The organism is Sorangium sp. So ce367, assembly GCF_051520455.1.
Taxonomy (GTDB): domain Bacteria; phylum Myxococcota_A; class Polyangia; order Polyangiales; family Polyangiaceae; genus Sorangium; species Sorangium cellulosum_B.
The window spans coordinates 7547783-7566897 of sequence record NZ_CP150334.1; the positions used below are offsets into that span (position 1 = coordinate 7547783).

Consider the following 19115-nt stretch of genomic DNA (forward strand, 5'->3'; position numbering starts at 1 on the left):
AGCTCGGCAAATCCGAACGACGCCTCGCGCGACGCCGACGACCTCCTGTGCCCCGACTGGGCCCGACAGGCGCGCACACGATGCCCCAGCCGCGTGCGCCGCCATCACGCGCGCCGCTGCGGCGGTGCCGCGCCGGTCCCGGACGACCAGCGCCGCGGCCTCATGGCCCTCACGAGCCGCAAACCGCGCCGGAGCCCCGCCCGCGGATTGGGCCTTGCGACCGGCGCACGGAATGCTGTACCACGGAGACCGCAGTGCGTTTTCGTGGGGGGTCGCACCGGCGCGGCCCGCTCCTGGTCTATCCTGGACACGCGGCGATGCCGCGCGCCCGCTGACGAGCCCTCATGACCTCACCTGCCCAGGATCGCGCCACGGCCCGCCCGGCATCCCGCCGCAAGCTGCTCCTGAACCCGCGATTCCAGCTCAAATACACCGGGCTCCTGGTCTCGGTGGTGCTCGCCGTCATGGTGGCGCTCGGACTCGTCATCTGGCAGACCGCGAGCGTCGCGAACGAACAGGCGCGTTACGCGGCGACCCAGGCGGAGCTCGCGCTCAAAGAGGCGGCGAACAGCGCCAAGATCCTCAAGATGAGCACCGCCGCCCTGGGCGGCGACGGCGCCGACCTCGGCAGCACCCTCGACGAGGAGCTCGAGAAGACGAACCGTGAGTACGAGCGCAACCTGGCAGAGGTCGCCAGGCGGCGCGCCGACGTCGAGGCGCTGCAAGGTCGCCTCCTCGGCGTCCTCGTCGGCGGCGGCGCGTTCCTCCTCGCCGTCCTCGGCGTGCTCGGGGTCTTCATCACCCAGCGCATCGTGGGGCCGGTCCACCAGCTGAAGCGCCTCTGCCGCCAGGTCGGCACGACGCGGCTCACCATCGGAGAGGGGCTGCGAAAGGGCGATGAGCTCGGGGACCTGTTCGACACGTTCGTGCAGATGACCTACTCGCTCAAGGCGCTCCAGACAGGCAGGCTCGCGACGCTCGACGCGACCATCGAGCGGGCCGAGGCCGAGTCGGCCTCGGCCGAGGTGCTCGCGCGGCTGCGCGCGCTCCGGGCGCAGCTCTGCCTCGGCCTCAGCGAATCCGAGACGGTGCGGCGCCGCGGCCCGAAAGGTGGTGAGTCATGAGGCGAATCGCCGGGGCGGTGGAGACATGAAGCCTCCCGAGCTGGTCCAGCAGGCGGCCGGATTGCTCCGCGCCCGCTTCGATCTCAACGAGTACAACCCGACCCCGATCGTCGACCTCGGCGCGCTCGTGGCGAACGCCGACGGCACCGTCGACGCCGAGGAGATCGACGCCCTGCGCCAGCTCATCGAGCCGATGCTCGGCGCCCAGCTCAACGCCGAGCTCGTCCGCTACCTCATCGAGGCGAGCCTGAAGGTGATCGCCGCGGCGGGCGTCGAGCCGCGGGTGCGCCTGCTCGCGGAGATCCTCATGGACTGCGACGCGGTGGAGGAGGGCATCATCATCGCGCTGGCGGTCGCCCACGCGAGCGAGGGCATCTCCGACGCGGAGCGCGCGGTCATCGAGTCGCTCGCCCGCGCGGCCGAGCTCCCCGGGCGCCGGCTCGATCAGCTGAACGAGCAGGTCCGGGCGGCGTTCGCGACCTGACGGCGGCCTCCACCGGCGGCGCGGGCTCCGGCGGCGGGCGAAGAGCTGCGCCGCCGGGCGTGGCCGCCGCCGGCCGTGCGCGGCGTCAGCCCTCTTCCTTGGTCGCGAGCAGCCGCGAGAGGCGATCGCCCTCGATGCGGACGGCGATGACCTTCTCCCGGTCGAAGACCACCGCGCCCGGGGCCGCGCCGCGCGGCTTGCGCACGTAGCGGCGCTGGACGTAGCTCACCTCGCACACCGCCTCGCCGCGCGCGTCGCTGAAGTGCGCCGCCAGGGTCGCGGCGTCCACCAGCACGTCCGCGGGGCAGCTCGCCCCCTTCGCGAGCGGCACGACGACGTGCGAGCCCGTGACGCCCTTCGCATGAAGCCAGAGGTCGTGCGGCCGCGCGTGCTTCGTCGTGAGCGCGTCGTTGTCCTCGGCGCTTCGGCCGACGAGGATCGCCGCGCCGGACGCGCTGCGGTAGGCGTGGAACGGCCGCCGCGGCGCGGGCCGCCCGGCCCGGAGGGCGCGGGCGCCGGACGTCCCGGGCTCGCCGGCGAGCTCCGCGCGCGAGACGCCGAGGGAGCGGGCGCGCTGCGCGAGCGGCTCGAGCGACTCGGGCCGCGCCTCCGCCGCGGCGACGTCCGCCTCGAGCGCGGCGATCGCCGAGAGGGCGCGCTCGGTCTCGGCGAGGCGCGCGCGCATCACCGCCTCGCCGCGCTGGTAGCGCCGCGCCCTGGCGAAGAAGGCCTCGGCCTGCGCCTTGGCGGGGCGCGACGGGTCGAGCGCGACCTCGATCGTGCCGCCGGTCTCCCAGTCGTCGAGGAGCGCCTTCGCGGCGCCTCGCGGCACACGGGCGCCCTGCGCGAGCAGGAGCTGCCCCGTCTTCTGCAGGCGCGCGACGCTGCCCAGCCGCCCGAGATCGCCGCGCACCGCCTCGGCCCTGCGCTCGAGCGCCGCGCGCCGCGCCTTCACGGCGCGCGCGAGCGCCGCCTTCTCCTGCCCGGCGGCGGCGTCGTCGCTCGCCTCGACGAGCGCCGCGCCGGCGGCCAGCGGATCCGCCGGGTAAGCGACCGCCGCCTGCGGGGCGCCCCCCTGGGGCGGCCAGCGGAGGATCAGGTGGCCGGCGGCGTCGAGCAGCCGCGCCTCGCCGCGGCGTCCCGGCGTGAGCTCCAGCCGCGCCCCCGGGGACGATCCCAACCTGGGTGGAGGCGCCGCCGGCCCCAACCCGGGTTCGGGTGCAGCCGCCGGCCCCAACCCGGGTTCGGGCGCGGCCAACCCCAACCTGGGTGGGGGCACCGCCGGCCCCAACCCGGGTTCGGGAACTGCCGCCGGCCTCAACCCGGGTTCGGCCAACCCCAACCTCGGTGCCGCCGCCGCCCCCAACCCGGGTTGGGGAACTGCCGCCGGCCTCAACCCGGGTTGGGGAACTGCCGCCGGCCTCAACCCGGGTTCGGGCGCGGCCAACCCCAACCTGGGTGCGTCCTCTGCACCCTCTCGGTCATTTTCCACCATGACCGCATCATCATCCCCCGCGACGATCACGATGCCGTCGCCCCGCACCTCGATCGCCAGCACGCGGCGGCCGACCAGGTGCGCCCTCATGGCGGCGACGAGCGGGTGCGACGTGCCGGCGCGGAGCCGGGGCAGCCTCGGCAGGATCCCTACCCCTGAAACGCGCGGCCCGATGCCGGCGCCGAGCGCGCGCCGCGTCCCGTCGTAGACGGCGAGCGCGACGAGCCCCGTCGCCGGGTTCGCGTGCGCCGCGTCGATCCGCGCCCCCACGCAGCGCGCGAGCGCCTCGGCGAGCGCCCCACCCTGCGCCGCGCCCCCCGTGTGGTCCTCCATGGCGAACCCCGCTCGTGCCCCTCAGCGCAACGCTTCGAAGTACGGCCCGCAGCAACGACGCCCGAGCTCGCACGTCCCGCCGCGGTCCTCGCACGAGGCCACCTCTTCACCGTTGACGAAGCAGGAGCAGAGCGTCCTGCCGGAGCTCTGGGTGCGGCACTCGGCCGCGACGACCACGCCCCGGCACGCGCCCTTGCAACTGCAGGCCCCGCCGGGATCGCCTGCGCACTCGATCCGCGGGCAGCCGCCGCCGTTCGCGCACCTGTCGTACTCGTCCAGGGACCGCTGGCACCGGGGCCCGACGAGATCGCAGTCGGACCTGCCGTTCGTCAGGCAGTCGAAGTACGGGATGAGCAGATCGTTGCACTGGGGCGCCTGGGCCAGGTCGTAGTCACACATCGTCCCGCAGCCGCCCGGCGCCAACACCCCGCACGCCTCCTCGTAGCGCTCGCAGAAGCGCACGCACGCCGACCAGGCCTCGCCGCCGCCCGCCCCGGTGGAGGCGCTCGCGGTCCCCGACGTGGCCATCCAGGTCGCGCTGGAGCTGACCGCGCTGGAGCCGTTCCCGCCGGTGCCACCCACGCCGGCGCCGACCGCGCTGGAGCCGCCTCCGCCGACGGTCACCCCGGTGGAACCGCCCACGCCGGAGCCGCCCACGCTGGTGCCCCCGACGCCGACGCTCACCGCGCTTACGACGACCGTACCCGTGCTGATCGCGCTGGAGCCGATCGCGCTGGAGCTCGTCACCCCGGCGCCTCCTGACCCGTCGGGCATCCCATCGACGACGACGTTGCCACCGCACGCGCTCCCCCACGCCAGGGCGGCGAGCGCAGCGGTACGCATCCTGAGCATCGTCATTCGCATGGACCGCAAGAGTACCCCAGGAGCGCGCCCGGGCGCGAGCGCAGCGTCGATCCGCGCCCCCGCGCAGCGCGCGCTCGTCTCGGCGAGCGCTCCGCCCTGCGCCGCGCTCCCTGGCTGGCCCTCCGCGGCGAACGCCGCGGGCGCCCCTCAGCGAAACCCGTCGAAGATCGGCTCGCAACAGCCGTGGGCGAGGTCGCACGCCGGGCCGACATCCTGGCACGTGGCCACCTCCTCGCCGTTGACGAAGCAGGAGCAGAGGATCCCGTTGCGCATGTCGGGGCGGCACTCGACCGCGAACCCCGCGTTCGGGCACGAGCCCTTGCAGGAGCAGGTCCGGTTGCGATCGGCGAAGCACTCGAGCGGCGTGCAGCCGCTGCTGTCCCGGCACGCGTCGTACTCGACCAGGAACGGCCGGCACCGTTGCGGAACGAAGTCGCAGTCGATGCTGGCGTTCGTCGCGCACTCGAAGAACAGGGCGAGCGGCTCGTTGCACTGGGGCGCCTCGTTCACATACCCCTTACAGAACCCCTCGCACTGCCCCGGCTCCACCTGCTCGCAGGCATCCGAATAGGTCTCGCAGAACTTCATGCACGACGACCAGGCATCGCCGCCGCCCGCCCCGGTGGAGGCGCTCGCTGTCCCCGACGTGGCCATCCAGGTCGCGCTGCTGCTGACCGCGGTGAAGCCGCCTCCGCCGACGGTCACCGAGGTGGAACCGCCCACGCCCGTGCTGATCGCGCTGGAACCGCCCACGCCCGTGCTGATCGCGCTGGAGCCGAACGCGCCCGTGCTGACCGCGCTGGAGCTCGTCGCCCCGGCGCCTCCTGACCCGTCCGGCATCCCGTCGACCACCACGTTGCCACCGCAAGCGCTCCCCCACGCCAGGGCGGCGAGCGCAGCGGCGCGCATCCTGAGCAGCGCCATTCGCATAGACCGCGAGAGTACCCCAGGTGGGCGCCCGAGCGCGAGCGCGGCACGGGCGCGACGGGCGCGAATCGAGGCGAGCCGCCGCGCGGCCTCTCGTCCGCCGCGCGGCTTTGCGATAGAGACCCGCCGCGTGCTCCTCGACCTCCTGCTCGCCCCGCTGCTCGCCCAGGCCGACGCGCCGCCCCGGCCCGGACCCACGGCGTCCTGCCCGTCCGACATGGTGCTCGTCGAGGGCACCCACGCCGAGAACGTGCAGCGGATCTGCACGAGCTACCGCGGCGGCCACTGCTTCGGCTTCTTCCCCGGCCTGTTCGCCGCCGAGCCGCGCTTCACGCCGGTGCGCACGTGCATGGACCGCCACGAGTGGCCGAACCGGGCCGGCGCGCTGCCGGTCGTGATGCTCCGCTTCATCGAGGCCGAGCGGGAGTGCGCCGCCGTCGGCAAGCGCCTCTGCACCGAGTTCGAGTGGGAGCTCGCCTGCGAGGGGCCGTCCGCGCTCCCCTTCCCCTACGGTCACGCGCACGATCCGGCCGCCTGCAACGTCAGCAAGCCGTACCGAGGGATCAGCGAGCGGCGGCTGGCGTCCGACGACCCGGCGGTGCGGGCCGCCGAGACGCAGCGGCTCTGGCAGGGGGAGCCGTCGGGCTCGTATCCAGCGTGCGTGAGCCCGTACGGCGTGGTCGACCTGGTCGGCAACGTCGAAGAGTGGGTGTCGACCTCGCGCCCCGAGTGGCCACACCGCTCGTCGCTGAAGGGCGGCTACTGGTCCAAGCCGTGGGCGGGGTGCCGGGGGACCAACGACTCGCATGGACCGATGTTCCGGTTCTACGAAATCGGGTTTCGCTGCTGCAAGGATCCGCGGCCAGGGCCGTAACACAGGGTCCGCCGAGGGCGAATCGGCGAGAGAATCGGTTGCCCGAGGGCACAGAGCGGAGATACCACCACCGCCGAGCAACTCACCTCATCGCAGTGCCGGTTTGCCAGCGATCGGCGTGTGCCGGCAGGCGCGGTCGCATCGACGATCTTGACGAGGCAGCGCTCAGCGGGCGGGAGCGCCGGCGCAGATCCAGTCGTTGATCTTCTTGATATCGGCCTCGGGCAGCGGCCCGCCGGGCGGCATCCTGCTCTCGTCAGGGTCGCACAGGTCGACATCCTTCAGCTTGTTCATGAGATAGCTGCTGCTCGGCTTGAACGGCACGACGAGCGCCTGCTCGCGGGAGCAGGACGCGCTGTCCCGATCGACGAGCTTGCCGGCGGCCGCGCTCGCGCGGAGGTCGAGCCCGCCGGACGGCGCGCCGGCGCTGCCGTGGCAGTACTGGTTCGCGCAGCTCCTCGTCAGGATGGGCTCCACGTCGGCGAACGCCGCGGTGTCCGCGCTGCAGGCGGGATCGCTCGGAGGCGCGCCGCCGCCCTCGCCCCCGGTGCCGGCCGCGCCGCCGCCGCCCTCTCCTCCGGTGCCGGCCGCGCCGCCGCCGCCGCCCTCGCCCCCGGTGCCAGCCGGCGCACCGCCGCCGCCCTCTCCCCCCGCGCCGGCCGCACTGCCGCCCTCGCCAGCGCCGCCGCCGCCCTGGCTGGAGCCGCCGCCGCTGCCGGTCGTGCTGGAGGCGGCACCGCCGCCGGTGCCCGAGGAATCGTCATCGGAGCACGCCGCCGCCGAGAGCCCGAGAGCCAGGCAAAGAACCCATCGAAGCGAGTTGTTGTGATAAAGCAAGGTACCTCTTCAGGATGGTGTTGGTCACGCGGCGCTCGCCGCGCGAGCGATTCACGAAGAGACTAGAAAGCATGCGGCCGCACGCGACGCAATCGCGCGATGGTGGACGAGGTGGTCACCAAATTCCAACCGTGGCAGCGGGGCTGTCGCATTGAGCGTCTGCCCGCCGACGGGAGTCGACGCGTGTCGATCAGAAACCGACATCGCGCGCGCGTCCGGCTTCTCCACCGAAAGCACGCGGCGCTAGAGTACCGCGATGCGACAAACCCATTGGACCGGCCTGGCGGCGTGCGCCGCCCTGAGCACGGCGCTCGGCTGCAACGCGATCTGGGGGATCCCCGACGGAGAAGCCAGCGGTGATCCCGCGGCAGGCGGCGCGGGGAGCTCGGGCAGCTCAGGGGGCGCAGGGGCCACCGCAAGCGCAGGCTCGGGGGCCGGCGGGGGCGGGAGCGGCGCGGCCGGCGGGCCCTCCGCGGAGTGCCCGATCGAGCCGTTCACAGGGCGCGCGCCGGGCGCGTGCCAGGCCGCCGACGGCGACAACGATTACCTCTCCGATCCGGAGAACTGCTGTGTGCCCGGCAGGAGCTGCCTCGGCGGCGCCTGCGAGGAGGGCAGGTGTCTGCCGGTCGTCCTCGCCACGGCCAACGACGAGGAGCACGAGGCGATCGGCCTCGTTGTGGATGGGGACGGGGACGATGGGCGCGTGCTCTGGGCGAGCGGCTACGGCAGCACGATCTTCGCGACCGAGAAGGCGGCTTCCGGCTCGACCGAGCCGCTGATGGTCCTCGACTCGCTCGCGACCCTGCTCGCGCGCTCGGAGAGCTCGCTGCTCATCACCGATGAGACCGAGCCGGACGTGTACCGGATGCCGCTCACGGGGAACGTCACCGTCTCGACGGTCGCCAGCGCTCAGGGAGCGGCGGGCTACCGGCGGCCCGTGGCCGGCGGCGGCTGGGTCTACTGGATCACCGGCGTGATCGAGGACCCGGAGCAGGACCCCGACGCGCGCGATGTGCCGAAGCGCATCTGGGCGGCGCGGGTCGACGCGACCGATCAGACAGGCCTCTCCGTCTTCGACCGGGACACGTACGTCGGAGGCCTCGCGCTCGACGCCACCCATCTCTACTGGACCGAGCTTGAGCCCGGCGGGACACACAGCACCGTTCGGCGGATGGCCCTCGGGGAGCCCGGCCAGACCGAGATCGTCGCGTCGATCCCCATCCACGACGGCGATCTCCCCGGAGACATCGCGGTCGGCGAGCGGATCTTCTGGATCAGCGGCTACGCCATCTACGCCGCGAACAAGGACGGTACCGACGCAGGTGCGCTCGTGGCGACGGACTTCCCCACGCGCCTGCTGGCAGACTCCACCTTTGTTTACTGGTACAGCCGCGAGGGGCAGCTCCAGCGGGTGCGCGCCTCGGGCGGCGCGCCGGAGCCGCTCGCCGACAGCGCGGACATCCGAGATCTCGCTCAGGACTGCGGCGCTCTCTACTGGACGACCTGGGCCACCGACGAGCGGCCAGCGTCGGTGATCAAGCTGGCCAAGTGAGCCGCGCGCCGATCGCGCTCCCGGCGAAGCTGCAACGATGGTCGTGCCACGATGTGACGAGATTCCCCTGGCCCGCTCCGCCCCCCGTCGGCGGTCACTGCGCCACGACGCCGAGCTGCTGGAACAGCGTCAGGTTGTCCTCGATGTGCCAGTTGTCGGTGATGCGACCGTCCTGCACGCGCAGGATGTCCGTGGCGATGAAGTCCACGGCCTGCCCGGCGCCCTTCCTTTCGCCGAAGGCGCCGGTGAAGTGGCCTCGAAAGCGCAGGTGCGCCACCACGCGATCGCCGGCGACGATCAGCTGCTCCACCTCGCAGCTCAGGTCCGGCACCGCGGCGCGGAAGCTCTTCGACGCGAACGCCGGGCCCTCGGGGCCCTGCGGGCGCCCCTCGGGCAAGGTGCGATCGGTGAACGTCGGCGCGATCGCCGCGTCGAGGTAGCGCGTGTCGCCGGTGCCCCAGAACGCGTAAAAGCGGCGCGCCGCGAGGATCTCCGCGTCCGCCTGCGCCCTGGGCAGGCTCGCGTCGACGACCATCGACCGCGGCGAGGGCAGGTCCTCCGCGCCGGCGCCCTGCACATGGCAGGCGCTCGCGGCGGCGAAGAGCGAGAGGGAGAGGGCGCTGATCAACAAGGGCTTTCTCATGACGTGTCTCCTTCGAACGGCGATCTCGGGCAGCCGGTCAGCGCGCACGCGCCGACCGGAGGCGCCGCCGGCACGGCGGGGCGCAGCGTCGAGCGCGGCGGGCCCTGGGCCCGCACCGGCGCGGCGACACGGACACCTTGATCCTTTCCTCCACGGAGGAGAACGAGCGCACTGGCCGAACCAGCTTTTCGAGAAAGTTGAAGATGTTCGCCGGCGCGCCTACCCTCCCGGGGTTCGCCGAGGGCGCGCGCGATGGTCGAGCTCGAGGACATGCAGCTGTTCGTGTGCGCGGTCGCGAGCGGCAGCCTGTCGGCGGCGGGGCGCGAGCTCGGGTTCTCGCCGGCGGTGGCGAGCAAGCGCATGACGCGGCTGGAGGCGGCGCTCGGCGTGCGCCTCCTCCAGCGCAGCTCGCGGCGGCTCACGCTGACCAGCGAGGGCGCGACCTACCACGAGCGCTGCATGTCCATCCTCGCCGACGTGAGCGAGGCCGAGCTCGCGGTGACCGCCGGAAAGGCCGAGGCGCGCGGCGTCCTCCGCGTGTCGGCGCCCGTGGATCTCGGCCGCCAGTGGGTGGGGCCGGCCGCGGCCGACTTCGCGGCGGCGCACCCGCGGCTCAGCGTGCGCGTCAGCCTGTCGGACCGCGTGGTGGACCTGTTCGAGGCCGGCGTCGACGTGGCCGTGCGCATCGGCGCGCTGGCCGACTCCCGCCTCGTCTCGCGCCGGCTGGCCCGGAGCCGGCGCGTGGTCTGCGGCGCGCCGGCCTACCTGTCGCGGCGCGGGCGGCCGCGCACGATCGCAGACCTGGCCGGCCACGAGTGCATCGTGCTGCAGCGCCCGGGCATGCGCGCCCTCTCGTGGACCTTCCGCACCGAGCAAGGGCTCCACACCGTCCGGCCCTCAGGGCGGCTCGTGGCCGACAGCGGCGACCTGGTGCGCGACTGGGCCGTCGCCGGCCATGGCCTCGCCTTCAAGTCGATCTGGGACGTCGCCGCCGACATCGACGCCGGGCGCCTCGTCCCGCTGCTCACCGACCTGCCCGCGCCGGGCTCGGCCTTGAACGTCATCTACCCCAGCCGGCGCTTCCTGCCCGCGAGGGCGCGGCTGTTCGTCGACTTCCTCCAGCAGCGCTTCGCCGCGCACGAGGCCGCGGTGCTGGCCGCCTCGACGCCGCAATCGGGGCCGCCGTCATCGCCTTCACCGCCGCCATCGGCGCGTGGCAAGCAACGCGCCTGAGGAGCCCCCCCGCGGCGGGCAAGGAGGGGCCGCTGCCGAGACGCGCGGCGCGCTTCAGGCGTCGGCCTGCGGGCCGGCGCCGATCGCCGACAGGAACTGCGCTCTCTCCTCGTCCGTCGGGCGCCGGCCCGAGAGGTAGCGCCGCTGGTGCGCGCGGGCCGCCGCCAGCGACGCCTGATTCAGGACGATGATCGGCACCTTGGGCGCATACAGGCTCGTCACCTCGATCAGCGTCGTGCCCCCCGAGCCCGGCGAGAAGCGGTAAGTCCCGAGCCCCCGCGTCCACAGCACGTTCTCCTCGAACGCATCGACGACGATCACGAAGACCTCGGGCGAGGCGCGCTCCGCGGAGAAGCGCAACGTCTGCGTGAAGTGCCCAACGCCCGGGAGAGGCACGCTCATCCGGACGACGAAGCGCGACTCATGGAACGATCCCGACTGCATCTCGCACCCGGTCCCGGGGAAGAGCTCCCGCGCGCAGCCCTGCTGATCCCACCACACGGCGGCGGCGTCGAACGGGTCGATGTTCCCAATATCGATGACGAACCGGACGCCGCGCATGCCCCGCGCCTCGTCGTGGACGCTCTCGGCGTGCGCGATCTCCGTGTCTTCCTGCTGCCACATGGTCGTCTCCTCGCCCCGGCGAGCGAGCATAAGTGAAGCACCGTTGCGCATCAAGGAAGCGGCCCTCCGCGCTGGATCCGCGCCGCCGCCACCCCGCGACGAGGTCTCCGGCGCGGCGCGCGGCGCCTGTCGCGCGCTCGGCGCCGCCGCCCGCCGGGCCGGCTCATGACGGCGCGACTCCGGCGAATCCCTACGACGCGTTCCGCCCTGGGGCGTGGACGGCCCACGGAGCGCGTTGCTACCCTCCGGCGCCATGGACTACCGCAATCTCGGACGCACCGGCCTGAAGGTCAGCCCCCTCTGCCTCGGCACGATGAACTTCGGCCCGGAGACCAGCGAGCCCGACAGCTTCGCCATCATGGACCGAGCGCTCGGACACGGGATCAACTTCTTCGACACAGCCAACGTCTACGGGCGGAAGCGCGGAGAGGGGATCACCGAGCAGATCGTCGGGCGCTGGCTCGCCCAGGGCGACGGGCGCCGGGACCGCATCGTGCTCGCCACGAAGGTCTACGGCCTCATGGGCGAAGGGCCCAACGACAGGAGGCTCTCGGCCTATCACATCCGGCGCGCCTGCGAGGCGAGCCTGCGCCGCCTGCAGACAGACCATATCGACCTCTACCAGATGCACCACATCGACCGCGAGACGCCCTGGGACGAGATCTGGCAGGCGATGGAGCAGCTCGTCCGCGAGGGGAAGGTCCTCTATGTCGGCAGCAGCAACTTCGCTGGATGGCAGATCGCGCACGCGAACGGCCTCGCCGCGCAGCGGCACTTCCTCGGGCTCGTCTCGGAGCAGAGCCTGTACAACCTCAACGCGCGCACCGTCGAGCTGGAGGTCCTGCCCGCGTGCCGCGCGCTCGGCCTCGCCGTCCTGCCCTGGAGCCCGCTCGCCGGCGGGCTGCTCGGCGGCGTCCTCCAGAAGGCGCGCGAGGGCCGGCGCTCCTCCGCCGATGCGCAGGCGCGCATCGACAAGAACCGCGCCAAGCTGGAGGCGTACGAGGCGTTCTGCGCCGAGATCGGAGAGCGGCCCGCCGACGTGGCCGTGGCCTGGCTGCTCCGGAACCCCGTCGTGACGTCGCCCATCCTGGGTCCGCGCACCGCCGAGCAGCTCGACGGGAGCCTGCGCGCCCTCGAGATCACGCTGACGCCGGAGCACCTCGGGCGGCTCGACGCGATGTTCCCCGGCCCCGGCGGCGAAGCGCCGGAAGCCTACGCCTGGTAGTGCCGCCCTGCGCGGCGCCCGCCGCCGGCGCCGCAGCGCGCGGCGCTCGCCGCCGGCGCCATCCAGCCGGCTCGCCTCCACCCGGGCGCCACGCCTGCGCCTTCCTCAGGAATCGCGCCGCGGGACGGAGCGATTTCGATTCCATGGCGTCGAGCGGGTGGCCTACGCTCCGAGGTCCCGAGACGCGTCAAGAGACGCTCGGGCACAAGGGGATCGATATGGGCCGATGGCGGTATGAGCAAGGGCTGGAGGACATCGGCAATGGCTGCTTTGCCTATCTCCAGCCGGCCGGAACCTGGGGCCTCAGCAACGCGGGGCTCGTCACCTCGGACGGCGAGGCCCTGCTCGTCGACACGCTCTTCGACCTGAAGCGCACGCGCGAGATGCTCGACGCCATGCGCGCGGCGGCCCCCGCCGCGGCGCGGATAGGCACCGTCGTGAACACCCACGCGAACGGCGACCATTGCTACGGCAACGCGCTCGTCGAGGGCGCGACCATCATCGCCACGCGCGCCGGCGCCGCCGAGATGGACGAGGTCCCCGCGCCGATGCTGGCCATGCTGATGCGCCAGGCGCGCAGCGGCGCCGCGGGCGCGCTGGGCGAGTACCTCGTCCACTGCTTCGGCGCCTTCGACTTCGACGGGATCGCCCCCACGCCGCCGACCCGGGTGTTCGACGGGGAGCTGACCGTCGCGGTCGGGGGCAAGGAGGTCCGCCTCATCGAGGTGGGCCCCTCGCACACGAAGGGCGATCTGCTCGTGCACGTGCCGGCGGACCGGGTGATCTACACGGGAGACGTCCTCTTCATCGACGCGACGCCGATCATGTGGGCAGGGCCCGTCGGCAACTGGCTCAAGGCCTGCGACATCCTCCTCGCGGCCGACGTCGACGTCATCGTGCCTGGACACGGCCCCATCACCGATCGCGCGGGTGTGCGCGCCGTCCGCGACTACCTCGTGTACATCCGCGACGAGGCCCGGCGCCGCTACGACGCCGGCATGCCCGCGGCGGACGCCGCCCGCGACATCGCGCTCGCCGACTACGCGAGCTGGAGCGACGCCGAGCGCATCGTGGTCAACGTGCACACGCTCTACCGCGAGTTCAGCGGCGGGAAGCTCCCCTCGCCGGGCCCGGTCGAGCTCTTCGGCCTCATGGCCCAGCTCGCGCGCCGGCCACGTTGAGCGAGCCAGAAGAAGATGACGGTCATCACGAGTCTGTCGTCGCGAGCAGCGAAGTTAAGCTAAGCGAAGATCACGCCCGTCTTCGTCCCTGGCAGCAGGCGATCCTCGGCGCCTCGGCCGCGCACAGAGGGGCGCCGCCCGCCGTCATGGACACAGAGTTTCCCCTGAGGACGGCTCCGGGTCAAGCGACGTCCCGGCGCGCACGGACAGCCAATGTCCTTGCCATCCTGCCGGCGTTCGGCGCGCCGCCTGCTGTATTTCGCATGGCGTCGCGTCGCGCTCCTGCCGGAGCGGGGCGAAGCGCCTGGAGGCGCGCGAGCACGGTGGCCACCCTCACCAGGCGACGGCGGAGCTCCTCCGACGTGTCCGGTTGCGCGGCCACGGTCGGCAGGCGCGGGAACCAGCAGGATTGCCCTTGCGGACGCCATGTTCCTATGATGCCTTCTCCCCGGAGCGTCTGGACATCATTCTCCCCCACCATGAGCTATGCACACGGCACCCCGCCCGAAGGCGCGGCAGCGGATTGGACGATTCCCCAGCGTTGGGAGCGCTACAGCGCGGCCGAGCACGCGCTGTGGGACCGGCTGTTCGATCGGCAGGCCAAGCTACTCCCGGCCCGCGCCGCGCCCGAGTTCCTGGCCGGGCTCGATGTGTTGCGTCTAGGCGACAGCGGAATCCCGAACTTCGACGCGCTCTCCGATCGCCTGATGAATGCGACCGGCTGGCAGGTGGTGGCGGTGCCGGGCCTGATCCCCGACGATGTGTTCTTCGAACATCTGGCGAACCGCCGCTTCGTCGCCGGCAACTTCATCCGCACGCCCGAGCAGCTCGACTATCTGCAGGAGCCGGACGTCTTCCACGACGTGTTCGGCCACGTCCCCCTGCTGGCGAACCCCGTCTTCGCCGATTACATGCAGGCCTATGGCCAGGGCGGCCAGCGGGCGAACGGGCTCGGAGCAATCCAGCGGCTGGCGCGCCTTTACTGGTACACGGTCGAGTTCGGGCTGATACAGAGCGCAGAGGGCCTGCGCATCTATGGCGCAGGGATCGTCTCCTCGCACGGCGAATCGATCTTTGCGCTCGACGATCCCTCGCCCAATCGCGTCGGCTTCGATCTGCTGCGGCTGATGCGCACCCGCTATCGAATCGACGATTACCAGCAGAGCTATTTCGTGATCGACAGCTTCGAGGATCTTCTCCGCCAGACGCTCGAGACCGACTTCGCGCCCCTCTACGAACAGGTCGCCCAGCTGACGGACATCGCGCCGGCCGACGTGCTGCCGGAGGATCGGATCTACACACGCGGCACGCAGGCCTACGCGCTCGCGAAGGGGGTGGCGGGATAAGGCATCCCCTTACTCGACCTCGAAGAAATGGCTGAAGAACTCGACTTTCAGAGTTCGATCGAGCCCCGAGGCCTCGCTGGCCGCGCCACGGGGGGCAACGCTTGACATTCGAGGAGGCCTGCCGCCTCGTCTGAACCCATGATGGAGGGCGCTTCCGCGCCGCCGCTCGCCGAGGGGTCCTGTGCCCTCGACCGGGCTCACATCGAGTAGGCGCCGCCCTGCCCCGCCGCAGCGGGCGCCTCGGCGGGGGACTCCCCCTCGCGGAGCTCTTCCACCGCCTTCGCGTGCTCGGAGAGCGCCGGAAGCGCCTGCGGGTCGTAGTCGGGCGCGACCCAGAAGACCTCTGGCGCGGGCCTGTACTCGCTCGAATAGCTGCGCTCCGAGGCCCTGCCGTCCTTGTAACGGACGGTGACAAAGGACCTCACGTCGTACCCGCACGAGCCCTTCTGGTGGCGCTTCACCTTGCCCTCGGCGAGCTCGGACTTCACGTAGATGCGCCGGATGAAATCGTCGGTGTGCTCGGCCGAGACGTGGTGTTGGACCTCCGCCACGGGGTCTCCGCCCAGGATCTCGACGCGGAGCACCGTCGGCTCGGGGAGATACGCGTGGATCATGATCGGGAACGGGAGCGTGTTCTTGATCTTCAGGTCCGACTCCGGGTAGGTCACCATCGCGTCGAGCCCCATGGGGATGTAGGCGCTCGGGCGGGAGTGGCTCTGGCGGTCCGGCGTGTCGAGCGCGCCGAAGAGCGACGCGGCGTAGAGCGTGCTCGAGACCTGACACGTCCCCCCGCCGTAGCCGGGGACGGTCTCATCCCCCAGGATCTCCGGGGCGATGGTGAACCCGTTCTTGGCCGTCCGGGGGCCGACATGGGCGTTGAACGAGAAGGTGTCGCCCGGGGCCAGGATGGTGCCGTCGATCTTGGACGCCGCGTTCCTGATGTTGCGGGCGCGCCCCGCCTCCTTGCCGTGCTGCTTGAACTTCGTCTCGTAGGCCGCGACGACCCTGGTGACGTCGACGCTCACCAGGTCGGCGACGACGACCTGCGGCGAGATCTGCCGGACGGCGAGCTCGACGAGCTCCTCGTCGCCGTGCTCCCCGGCCCGCAGCGCCGCGATGGACGCCTCGACGTCGAGCGCCCGGCCGGCCTGCTCCGGGATCTTGCGCCGGTTCGCGAGGTCGAGCCGCGCGTCCACGGGCGCCCGGTAGATCTGCGGAGCGAGCCGCTCGAGGAACGCCCGCGCCCGCGGCTCGTCGACGGCCCAGGCGAGCGGCACGTCGATCTCGCCGCGACGCGCCCCTCGGGCCTCCCGGAGCCGCCGCGCCCAGGGCCCCTCGTGGCCAACGCGCTGCGCCGCCGCGAGCGTCTCGTCGACGTCGACCTCGACGCCCACCTCACCGAGCGTCGCGGTGAGCTCCACGTCGTCGTGGCGCAGCCGGACCACGCGCTCGCGAAGCGCGTCACGCCGCGCCGCGAGCCAGGCCGCCGGCGCGGCGCCATCCGGCAGGAAGCGCTCGCCGACCGAGAGGCCGCGGACCACCGGAGAGGCCGGCAACACATGGCGCACCCCCACGGCGGCGCCCACGCCGGCCGACCCGCCGAGCGCCAAGACCAGAACGAGGGCCCTCGTATCCACGGCAGCTGGCCATGGTAGCCGGATCGCGAACGATCTGGAAGATCGCTAAACCGTCGAGAAGAGAAAAAACCGCCATGGCGCCAAGAGAAAAGAGAAGAAAAAACGCAAAGACGCAAAGACGCAAAGAGATTTTTAATTTTCTCGTGTCTTTTTGCGCCTTTGCGCCTTTGCGCCTTTGCGTTCCTTCTCTTCCTCCGGAAGCCGCGCCGCCAGCCGAACGACCTCAGCCGCCGCCGACGAAATGGACGATCTCGACCACGTCCCCCTCGGCGAGCTCGGCGGCCGTGTGCTCGGCGCGCGGCACCACCTCGCCGTTGCGCTCCACCGCCACCGGCCCCTCGGTCAGCCCGAGCAGCTCGACGAGCCTCCGCACCGTGAGCGCCGCCGGCACGTCGCGCGCTTCCCCGTTCACCGTGATGTTCATGGCTTCCTCACCTCTCGCATCACCAAGCGCGCCGCGACCTCCGGCGGCTCGACGGCCTCCCCGGCGAGCGCCGCCCGGAAGCGCCGCGCGTTCTCCACGTAGCCCGCGGCGCCCAGCCTCCCGAGCTCGGCCTGGTCCGGCCGCACCTCGCCCACCACCCGGGCCGGGTTGCCGCGCACCATCGAGCGCGGCGGGATCACCCGCCCCGGCGGCACCACCGCGCCCGCCGCGATCACCGAGCGCTCGCCGATCTCGACGTTGTCGAGCACGATGCTGCCCATCCCGATCAGGCACCCGTCCCCGACGACGCAGCCGTGCAGGATCGCGCTGTGCCCGATGGTCACGTCGGCGCCGACGATCGTCTGCGAGACGCCGCCCGTCAGGTGCAGGCACGCGAGATCCTGCACGTTGGTCCGCGGGCCGACGCGGATCGCGCCGATGTCCCCGCGCAGCACCGCGCCGAACCACACGCTCGCCTCGTCGCCGAGCTCGACGTCGCCGATCACCGTCGCGTTCGGCGCGAGGAACACGTCGCGCCCGAGCCGCGGGGACACCCCGCCGAGGTCCAGGACGAGCGCCACCTCAGCCGCCCTCGGCGGCGACCACCGGCAGCGAGCGCCGGGCGGGCCGCGGCTCCAGGCCGCCCCGCTGCCGAGGCCGAGCCGCGGCGCGCGCCGCCTCGGTGAGCTCGGCCTGCAGCGAGTGCTTGTTCGCCCGCGTGATCGAGACCTCGACGACCTCGCCGAGCAGATCGAGCTCCCCGGCGCCGTCGATGTGCGCGATCTCGTGGCGCCCCGTCCGGCCGGACCAGAGCGCGCCGCCGGCTCCGCCGTGACCGCGCTCCTTGTCGCGCCCCTCGACGAGCACCTCCTGCGTCGTCCCCACGAGGGCCGACAGGTGGGCCGCGAGCAGCGCCTCGCTCTCCTCGAACAGGCGCGCGAGCCGCTCGCCCTTCACGCCCTCGGGCACGTCGTCCGGCAGCTTCAGCGCGGGCGTGTGCGGCCGGCGCGAGTACTTGAAGCCGAACAGCCCCTTGAACCCCACCTCGCGCACGAGCGACAGCGTCGCCGCGAAGTCGTCCTCCGTCTCGCCCGGGAAGCCGACGATGATGTCGGTCGAGAGCGTCAGGCCCGGGACCGCCTCGACGAGCGCCCGCGTGCGCGCGACGTACTCGGCGCGCGTGTAGCGGCGGATCATCCGCCGGAGGACCCGATCGCTGCCCGACTGCACCGGCATGTGCACGTGGCGCGGCAGCACCGCGAGCTCTGCGTGCGCGAGGACGAGCGAGGGCGTGAGGTGCCGCGGGTGCGGGCTCGTGTAGCGCAGGCGCGCGAGGCCGGGGACGTCGGCCGCGACGCGCCGGAGCAGCGCCGCGAACTCGCTCTCGTCCGGGTCGTCGGCGCTCGCGCCCGGGGCCCGCGGCAGCGCGCCGAGCGGGTCGCGGTAGCTGTTCACCGTCTGGCCGAGCAGCGTGACCTCGCGCGTCCCCGCGGCCACGAGCGCCGCGATCTCGGCGACGATCTCGTCGCTCGGCCGGTACCGCTCCGGCCCGCGGGTGTGGGGGACGATGCAGAACGAGCAGCGCTCGTCGCAGCCCTTCATGACGGTCACGAACGCCGTCGGCGCGGCGCGCGGCGAGGACGAGGGCGACGGCGGCGACGCGACGAGGAACCGGGGCGCGTCGAGGTCGAACACCGTGCGCGCGATCGGCAGCCCGCCGATCGCGAGGTCGCCGAGCAGGCCGGGCAGCTCCGGGATGTTGTCGGGCCCCACCACGACGTCGATCGCGCGCATCTGCTTGAGGAGGCGCTCCCCCTCCTGCTGCGCCACGCAGCCCGCCACGACGAGCACCCGGTCCGCGCGCTCCCGCTTCCAGCGCGCGAGCCGCCCCACCTCGCTCCGCAGCTTCTGCTCGGCCTTCTCGCGCACGCTGCACGTGTTGAGCACCAGCACGTCCGCCTCGTCGGCGCTGCCGGCCTCCGTGTAGCCGGCGCAGCGGAGCACGTCGTGCATCCGCTCGGAGTCGTGCACGTTCATCTGGCAGCCGAACGTCGTGATGGAATACCGGGGCATCGAAGCGATGAACGCTCTAACAGAAGGGGCCCGAGGCCGCCACCTCGCGCGCCAGGAGCCCCGCCGCCGACGCCGTCGACGGCCCGCGAGCGCTCCCGCTCCCCCCCATCGTCAACCCCGCGCGGGCCCCCCGCCCCCGCGCCGAGCGACGCGCGCGAGGCCGCTCCAGCGTCGGCGCGACAACAGCCGGCGCCACGTGCCGCCAAAAGGACACTGACGCGGCGCAGTACCATGTTAAC

Annotated in this window: 18 protein-coding genes; 8 read left to right on the forward strand and 10 right to left on the reverse strand. The window is 72.7% G+C overall.

Translation table 11 applies throughout. The features are described from left to right. Nucleotides 1-344 precede the first annotated feature (344 nt). Nucleotides 345-1124 (forward strand): sensor histidine kinase, encoded by a 780-nt coding sequence (locus tag WME97_RS28545; protein WP_437541980.1) that lies wholly within the window; start codon nucleotides 345-347, stop codon nucleotides 1122-1124. Nucleotides 1125-1149: 25 nt separating this feature from the next. Next, on the forward strand, nucleotides 1150-1608 hold the full coding sequence (locus tag WME97_RS28550; RefSeq protein ID WP_437541982.1) for a tellurite resistance TerB family protein: 459 nt from the start codon (nucleotides 1150-1152) through the stop codon (nucleotides 1606-1608). Nucleotides 1609-1693: 85 nt separating this feature from the next. On the opposite strand, the gene WME97_RS28555 is transcribed toward WME97_RS28550, so the two are convergent. From WME97_RS28555 to WME97_RS28565, 3 genes are all read right to left on the reverse strand, one after another. Further along, nucleotides 1694-2788, reverse strand: coding sequence for an NFACT RNA binding domain-containing protein (locus WME97_RS28555; protein WP_437541984.1), 1095 nt, complete (start codon nucleotides 2786-2788; stop codon nucleotides 1694-1696). Nucleotides 2789-3457: 669 nt separating this feature from the next. After that, nucleotides 3458-4279, reverse strand: a complete 822-nt coding sequence (locus WME97_RS28560) for a hypothetical protein (protein WP_437541986.1) — start codon at nucleotides 4277-4279, stop codon at nucleotides 3458-3460. 168 nt (nucleotides 4280-4447) lie between these two features. Next, nucleotides 4448-5230 carry a hypothetical protein gene (locus tag WME97_RS28565; RefSeq protein ID WP_437541987.1) on the reverse strand — a complete coding sequence of 261 codons (783 nt, stop codon included), beginning with the start codon at nucleotides 5228-5230 and terminating at the stop codon, nucleotides 4448-4450. Nucleotides 5231-5357: 127 nt separating this feature from the next. Here WME97_RS28565 and WME97_RS28570 point away from each other — a divergent pair, with 127 nt between their 5' ends. Then, the gene (locus WME97_RS28570) at nucleotides 5358-6101 is read left to right on the forward strand and encodes a formylglycine-generating enzyme family protein (RefSeq protein ID WP_437541989.1); all 744 of its coding nucleotides are present in this window, start codon (nucleotides 5358-5360) and stop codon (nucleotides 6099-6101) included. A gap of 165 nt (nucleotides 6102-6266) precedes the next feature. Here the strand turns inward: WME97_RS28570 and WME97_RS28575 are convergent, their stop codons facing one another. Further along, nucleotides 6267-6938 carry a hypothetical protein gene (locus WME97_RS28575; RefSeq protein WP_437541991.1) on the reverse strand — a complete coding sequence of 224 codons (672 nt, stop codon included), beginning with the start codon at nucleotides 6936-6938 and terminating at the stop codon, nucleotides 6267-6269. 256 nt (nucleotides 6939-7194) lie between these two features. On the opposite strand from WME97_RS28575, the gene WME97_RS28580 reads away from it, so the two are divergent. Further along, complete coding sequence (locus WME97_RS28580; RefSeq protein ID WP_437541993.1) at nucleotides 7195-8490, forward strand: hypothetical protein; 1296 nt, start codon at nucleotides 7195-7197, stop codon at nucleotides 8488-8490. Nucleotides 8491-8584: 94 nt separating this feature from the next. Here the strand turns inward: WME97_RS28580 and WME97_RS28585 are convergent, their stop codons facing one another. Further along, nucleotides 8585-9133 carry an ester cyclase gene (locus WME97_RS28585; RefSeq protein WP_437541995.1) on the reverse strand — a complete coding sequence of 183 codons (549 nt, stop codon included), beginning with the start codon at nucleotides 9131-9133 and terminating at the stop codon, nucleotides 8585-8587. 252 nt (nucleotides 9134-9385) lie between these two features. On the opposite strand from WME97_RS28585, the gene WME97_RS28590 reads away from it, so the two are divergent. Beyond that, entirely contained in the window at nucleotides 9386-10366 is a 981-nt protein-coding gene (locus WME97_RS28590) for a LysR family transcriptional regulator (protein WP_437541997.1), read from the forward strand. Between the two features lie 54 nt (nucleotides 10367-10420). Here WME97_RS28590 and WME97_RS28595 read toward each other — a convergent pair whose 3' ends face one another. Continuing rightward, complete coding sequence (locus tag WME97_RS28595; protein WP_437541999.1) at nucleotides 10421-10990, reverse strand: hypothetical protein; 570 nt, start codon at nucleotides 10988-10990, stop codon at nucleotides 10421-10423. Nucleotides 10991-11243: 253 nt separating this feature from the next. On the opposite strand from WME97_RS28595, the gene WME97_RS28600 reads away from it, so the two are divergent. The 3 genes from WME97_RS28600 (at nucleotide 11244) to phhA (ending at nucleotide 14742) form a co-directional block, all read left to right on the forward strand. Continuing rightward, a complete protein-coding gene (locus WME97_RS28600; RefSeq protein WP_437542001.1) occupies nucleotides 11244-12215 on the forward strand; it encodes an aldo/keto reductase in 972 nt (323 codons plus the stop codon). A gap of 218 nt (nucleotides 12216-12433) precedes the next feature. Further along, a complete protein-coding gene (locus WME97_RS28605; RefSeq protein ID WP_437542003.1) occupies nucleotides 12434-13396 on the forward strand; it encodes an MBL fold metallo-hydrolase in 963 nt (320 codons plus the stop codon). A gap of 479 nt (nucleotides 13397-13875) precedes the next feature. Beyond that, nucleotides 13876-14742 carry a phenylalanine 4-monooxygenase gene (gene phhA, locus WME97_RS28610; protein ID WP_437542005.1) on the forward strand — a complete coding sequence of 289 codons (867 nt, stop codon included), beginning with the start codon at nucleotides 13876-13878 and terminating at the stop codon, nucleotides 14740-14742. A 197-nt stretch (nucleotides 14743-14939) separates the two neighbouring features. Here the strand turns inward: phhA and WME97_RS28615 are convergent, their stop codons facing one another. The 4 genes from WME97_RS28615 to miaB all read right to left on the reverse strand — a co-directional run bounded on the left by WME97_RS28615 (nucleotide 14940) and on the right by miaB (nucleotide 18876). Continuing rightward, nucleotides 14940-16379 carry a VanW family protein gene (locus WME97_RS28615; protein ID WP_437542007.1) on the reverse strand — a complete coding sequence of 480 codons (1440 nt, stop codon included), beginning with the start codon at nucleotides 16377-16379 and terminating at the stop codon, nucleotides 14940-14942. Nucleotides 16380-16602: 223 nt separating this feature from the next. Continuing rightward, nucleotides 16603-16803 (reverse strand): sulfur carrier protein ThiS, encoded by a 201-nt coding sequence (gene thiS, locus WME97_RS28620; RefSeq protein WP_437293204.1) that lies wholly within the window; start codon nucleotides 16801-16803, stop codon nucleotides 16603-16605. Further along, nucleotides 16800-17384, reverse strand: a complete 585-nt coding sequence (locus WME97_RS28625) for a gamma carbonic anhydrase family protein (RefSeq protein WP_437542009.1) — start codon at nucleotides 17382-17384, stop codon at nucleotides 16800-16802. The genes thiS and WME97_RS28625 overlap by 4 nt, the downstream gene beginning before the upstream one ends. A gap of 1 nt (nucleotide 17385) precedes the next feature. Continuing rightward, nucleotides 17386-18876 (reverse strand): tRNA (N6-isopentenyl adenosine(37)-C2)-methylthiotransferase MiaB, encoded by a 1491-nt coding sequence (gene miaB / locus WME97_RS28630; protein WP_437542011.1) that lies wholly within the window; start codon nucleotides 18874-18876, stop codon nucleotides 17386-17388. Nucleotides 18877-19115 lie beyond the last annotated feature (239 nt).